Annotated in this window: 5 protein-coding genes and 2 pseudogenes; all 7 read left to right on the plus strand. The window is 61.7% G+C overall.

All coding sequences use genetic code 11. The features are described from left to right. A pseudogene (locus ACK4R0_RS04565) lies at positions 1–680 on the plus strand (ribonucleotide-diphosphate reductase subunit alpha); the annotation flags it as partial. Positions 681–753: 73 nt separating this feature from the next. Beyond that, on the plus strand, positions 754–1,230 hold the full coding sequence (locus ACK4R0_RS04570; protein ID WP_409670934.1) for an endonuclease domain-containing protein: 477 nt from the start codon (positions 754–756) through the stop codon (positions 1,228–1,230). A gap of 3 nt (positions 1,231–1,233) precedes the next feature. Further along, positions 1,234–2,286: a ribonucleotide-diphosphate reductase subunit beta gene (locus tag ACK4R0_RS04575; RefSeq protein ID WP_409670937.1), complete on the plus strand. Its 1,053-nt coding sequence runs from the start codon at positions 1,234–1,236 to the stop codon at positions 2,284–2,286. A gap of 48 nt (positions 2,287–2,334) precedes the next feature. Continuing rightward, positions 2,335–2,628 carry a BrnT family toxin gene (locus ACK4R0_RS04580; RefSeq protein WP_409670940.1) on the plus strand — a complete coding sequence of 98 codons (294 nt, stop codon included), beginning with the start codon at positions 2,335–2,337 and terminating at the stop codon, positions 2,626–2,628. Continuing rightward, positions 2,576–2,797, plus strand: a complete 222-nt coding sequence (locus tag ACK4R0_RS04585) for a hypothetical protein (RefSeq protein ID WP_409670943.1) — start codon at positions 2,576–2,578, stop codon at positions 2,795–2,797. Before ACK4R0_RS04580 ends, ACK4R0_RS04585 begins: the two co-directional genes overlap by 53 nt. Positions 2,798–2,849: 52 nt before the next feature. Beyond that, positions 2,850–3,074 carry a hypothetical protein gene (locus ACK4R0_RS04590; protein WP_409670946.1) on the plus strand — a complete coding sequence of 75 codons (225 nt, stop codon included), beginning with the start codon at positions 2,850–2,852 and terminating at the stop codon, positions 3,072–3,074. A gap of 200 nt (positions 3,075–3,274) precedes the next feature. Beyond that, a pseudogene (cysD, locus tag ACK4R0_RS04595) lies at positions 3,275–4,192 on the plus strand (sulfate adenylyltransferase subunit CysD); the annotation flags it as partial. Positions 4,193–4,336: the final 144 nt, after the last annotated feature.

The raw sequence follows: 4,336 nt of genomic DNA on the forward strand, positions 1-4,336 counted from the left end.
AGTCGTGGAACATGAAGATCTTCAAGCACATCGCGGCCAAGGCGTCCGAAGCCTCGATGATGCTCGCGCACGAACGCGGCCCCTGCCCCGATGCCGCCGATCAGGGCGTGATGGAGCGCTTCAGCTGCAAGATGGCGATCGCGCCGACCGCGTCGATCTCGATCATCTGCGGCGGTACTTCGGCGTGCATCGAGCCGATCCCGGCGAACATCTACACCCACAAGACGCTCTCGGGCAGCTTCGTGGTCAAGAACCCGTATCTTGAGAAAGTGCTGCGCGAAAAGTCGAAGGATTCGACCAATGTGTGGAACACGATCCTCGAGAAGGGCGGCAGCGTCCAGCATCTCGACTTCCTGAGCCAGGAAGAAAAGGACACGTTCAAGACCAGCTTCGAGATCGACCAGCGCTGGCTGCTCGAACTGGCAGCCGACCGCACGCCGTATATCGACCAGGCGCAGTCGCTCAACCTGTTCATCCCGGCCGATGTCGACAAATGGGACCTGCTCATGCTGCACTTCCGCGCCTGGGAACTGGGCATCAAGTCGCTCTATTACCTGCGTTCGAAGAGCGTCCAGCGCGCAGGCTTTGCCGGCGGCGTCGAGGCTGACAACACCATCGAAGCGCCCAAGTTCGAAATGGGCGAAACGACCGACTACGACGAATGCCTGGCCTGCCAGTGATTCAATCCCTCTCCCGGCGGGAGAGGGAGGGAGCCGCGCAGCGGCGGAAGGGTGAGGGCGACAAGGGGCAGGCATGCGCACCTATCACCGTCAACCTTCCGGCACCGTCTCCCGCGCCCGCCAGTTGCGCCGCGATGCCACCGATGCGGAGCGCGCGCTTTGGCTGGCACTGCGCGAGAATTTCCCGGCTGCGCGGTTTCGCAGACAGGTACCGATCGGGCCGTATTATGCCGATTTCCTCAGCTTCCGCGCGAAGCTGGTGATTGAAGTGGATGGCGGCCAGCACGATCTACAGACCGAATACGACGCTGCCCGCACCCGCTTTATCGAGGCGCAGGGCTATCGTGTCATCCGGTTCTGGAACAGCGATGTCCTTCCCGATCCGGAAGGCGTCGTGACCAAAATATCCCTCTGCCTTGGGGCGGGGGAAGCAATGACGAAGTCGCGGGAGGGTGAGGGCGATGGCCTGATCCCGCCCGCATCACCCTCACCCTCCCAGGCTGCGCCTGGGCCCCTCCCTCTCCCACTGGGAGAGGGGAATACGGAGTAAGCCATGTCCCTTCTCGAAGCCCGCACCCAGTACAAGCCCTTCGAATACCCCTGGGCCTATGATTTCTGGAAGCGCCAGCAGCAGATCCACTGGATGCCCGAGGAAGTGCCTCTGGGCGAGGATTGCCGCGACTGGGCGCAGAAGCTGACCGAGCACGAGCGCACCTTGCTCACGCAGATCTTCCGCTTCTTCACCCAGGCCGATGTCGAGGTGCAGAACTGCTATCACGACAAATACGGCCGCGTGTTCAAGCCGACCGAAGTCAAGATGATGCTGACCGCGTTCAGCAACATGGAAACCGTGCACATCGCCGCGTACAGCCATCTGCTCGACACCATCGGCATGCCCGAAAGCGAGTACGGCATGTTCCTCGAATATGAGGAAATGAAGGCCAAGCACGATTATCTCGCCGAGTTCGGCGTCGACAACGACCAGGATATCGCGCGCACGCTCGCGATGTTCGGCGGCTTTACCGAAGGCCTGCAGCTGTTCGCGAGCTTCGCGATGCTGATGAACTTCCCGCGCTTCAACAAGATGAAGGGCATGGGGCAGATCGTCAGCTGGTCGGTGCGCGACGAAAGCCTGCACTGCGAAGGCATCACCAAGCTGTTCCATGCCTTCTGCGCCGAGCGCGACTGCCTGACCAAGGCGGTAAAGGAGGACATCATCGACTGCTGCCAGAAGACCGTGCGGCTCGAAGATGCGTTCATCGACCTCGCCTTCCAGGACGGCCCCGTCCACGGCATGACGGCAAAAGAGATCAAGCGCTACATCCGCTACATCGCCGACTGGCGCCTGGGCCAATTGGGCTTCCAGCCGGTGTACATGATCGAGGACCACCCGCTGCCGTGGCTCGCGCCGCTGCTCAACGGTGTCGAACACGCCAACTTCTTCGAAACCCGCTCCACCGAATATTCCAAGGGCGCCACGCGCGGCAACTGGAACGACGTGTGGAGCTCGTTCGACAAGCGCCAGAAAAAGGGCGCGGCCAACGAGGTCGCGGTGATCGACGACGGCGAAGACATGTTCAAGCAGGCGGGGATCGCTGCGGAGTGAGCTATTCGCCCCGGTGAACCGATCCCCTGAGAACCAAGGCGGCGAGCCATGGCATTCGAGCTTGATAATGGCAAAGACATGATCAATCGAGAAAAGCATGGCTTGCCGCTGGCCATGGGCATCCAGGTTTTTGAGGCGCAATTCATTGAGGAAGAAGACAAGCGCTTCGCCTATGAAGAAACCCGGTTCATTGCGACAGGGCCGGTATCCTCGCTGGATGACAGAATTTGCGTGGTCGTGTATACATGGCGGGGTACCGATCGCAGATTGATCAGTTTCAGGAAAGCCAATGACCGAGAAATCGCCAAATATCGTCAAAGTCACCCCGGAGTTGTTGGCTGATGCCCTTGATTGGATGACACCTGAGCGCCTCGCCGCGCTGGACGCGATGACCGATGAGGATATCGCCCGCCAAATCGACGAGAACCCGGACGCCGCACCCGAGCTTACCGATGAATGGTTCGAAAACGCCCGGTTGGTGATTCCGCTGAAGGGCCGCAAGGCAGCTTAGGTCTGCGTCAATGATCAAGCTCTACCGCTGTCAACCAATGGACGACCTTCGCTTGAGACTCACATTTTCGGATGGCACCACCGGAGTCTGGAACGCTGGTGCCATGCTCGCCGGCAAGGGCACCTCGCTGACCATCCCGTTGCGCGACCGCCATGAGTTCGCCCGCGCCTTTATCGACAATGGCGCGCTGGCATGGCCCAACCGGCTGGAACTTGCGCCATGGACGTTGCATCAGGAGATGGAGGCGGCAGGGCTGCTTTCGCAGGAGGCGACCTGAAGCACGCGGTGAGAAGATGCTGATCTTCCTGCGCAAAACCTTCCGCCTCAACATCGCCAACTCATCCCCGCGCATCCGCCTCGCCCCCCCTTGCGGCGATCACGGCTTTGCGGCTGCAAACATATTATGTCTCCCATATCGAGGCGACGGGACTAAATGGCGTGTTGGAATAGACGACCAACGACGACCAGGAGCAGTCCTTCATGACGCGCAGTTTGACCCATCTGGAACGGCTTGAGGCAGAGGCGATCCATATCATGCGCGAGGTGGTGTCCGAGGCCGAGAAGCCGGTGATGCTGTATTCGGTGGGCAAGGACAGCGCGGTGATGCTGCATCTGGCGCGCAAGGCGTTCTACCCCTCGCCGCCGCCGTTCCCGCTGCTGCACGTCGATACCACCTGGAAGTTCAAGGACATGTATGCGCTGCGCGAAAAGGCCGCGCGCGATGCCGGGATGGAGTTGCTTGCCTATCAGAACCCCGAGGCGATCGAGCGCGGGATCAACCCGTTCGATCACGGCCCGCTGCACACCGACATGTGGAAGACCGAAGGGCTGCGCCAGGCGCTCGACCATTATGGTTTCGACGCGGCGTTCGGCGGCGCGCGGCGCGACGAGGAGAAGAGCCGCGCCAAGGAGCGCATCTTCTCGTTCCGCACCGCGAGCCACGGCTGGGACCCCAAGAACCAGCGCCCCGAACTGTGGAACCTCTACAACGCGCGCAAGGCCAAGGGTGAAAGCATCCGCGTGTTCCCGATCTCGAACTGGACCGAGCTCGACATCTGGCAGTACATCCACCTGAACGATATCGAGATCGTGCCTTTGTATTTCAGCGCGATGCGGCCGACCTATGAGCAGGATGGCCAGCTTTTCATGGCCGATGACCTGCCGCGGATCGAGGCGATCCTTGGCCGCCCGCTCGAAACGCAGATGCGATCGGTGCGCTTCCGCACATTGGGCTGCTTCCCGCTCACCGGCGCGGTCGAAAGCGAGGCGCGCACGCTGCCTGAAGTGATACAGGAGATGCTGCTGACCACCACCTCCGAACGCCAGGGCCGCGTCATCGACAAGGATGGCGGCGATGCCTCGATGGAAAAGAAGAAGCAGGAGGGGTATTTCTGATGTCCGACAAGATTTCCCCCTCTCCCCTTCAGGGGAGAGGGTCGGGGAGAGGGGCAGACGGCGCCTCGGCACAACCCGGCCAGGGGCCCCCCCCCCCCCCCCCCCCCCCCCAGGGGGGGGGGGGGGGGGCCCCCCCGCCCGCAC

Origin of the sequence: Blastomonas sp., assembly GCF_046294995.1 — a bacterium.
GTDB lineage: Bacteria > Pseudomonadota > Alphaproteobacteria > Sphingomonadales > Sphingomonadaceae > Blastomonas.

What these genes read in the sequence shown, in the direction of transcription:
- ACK4R0_RS04570 (WP_409670934.1), top strand. Translation starts at nt 754, where the DNA reads ATGCGCACCTATCACCGTCAACCTTCCGGCACCGTCTCCCGCGCCCGC.
- ACK4R0_RS04575 (WP_409670937.1), top strand. Translation starts at nt 1,234, where the DNA reads ATGTCCCTTCTCGAAGCCCGCACCCAGTACAAGCCCTTCGAATACCCC.
- ACK4R0_RS04580 (WP_409670940.1), top strand. Translation starts at nt 2,335, where the DNA reads ATGGCATTCGAGCTTGATAATGGCAAAGACATGATCAATCGAGAAAAG.
- ACK4R0_RS04585 (WP_409670943.1), top strand. Translation starts at nt 2,576, where the DNA reads ATGACCGAGAAATCGCCAAATATCGTCAAAGTCACCCCGGAGTTGTTG.